General features: G+C 41.2%; 1 protein-coding gene. It reads left to right on the top strand.

Features of this window, described 5'->3' with window-relative positions:
- Positions 1-267 (top strand): S8 family serine peptidase (locus SCA31_RS23705; RefSeq protein ID WP_410699460.1); only part of this gene is annotated, 267 nt, incomplete at both ends.

The raw sequence follows: 267 nt of genomic DNA, 5'->3' as shown, positions 1-267 counted from the left end.
GACCAAGAGATGATGGAGGTATCAAACCAGATATTTCAGCTGTTGGAACAAACGTAGGAAGCGGTTCTACTGCCGAAAACACTACAGGAAGTCAAAGTTTAACTGTTGGTAGCGGAACGTCTTATTCTGCACCAGTTGTAACCGGAGTAATTGGACTTTGGACACAAATCAACAAACAATTATTCAGTAATGCTGAACTGAATGCTGCTTCAGCTAAAACGTTAATGATACATTCAGCTGCAGAAGCTGGAAATATTGGACCAGATC

The sequence above is a fragment of the Chryseobacterium sp. SIMBA_028 genome (assembly GCF_046535285.1).
Lineage (GTDB): Bacteria > Bacteroidota > Bacteroidia > Flavobacteriales > Weeksellaceae > Chryseobacterium.
The sequence above is the reverse complement of the archived record's forward strand: the minus strand, read 5'-3'. Positions and strand labels throughout refer to the sequence as shown.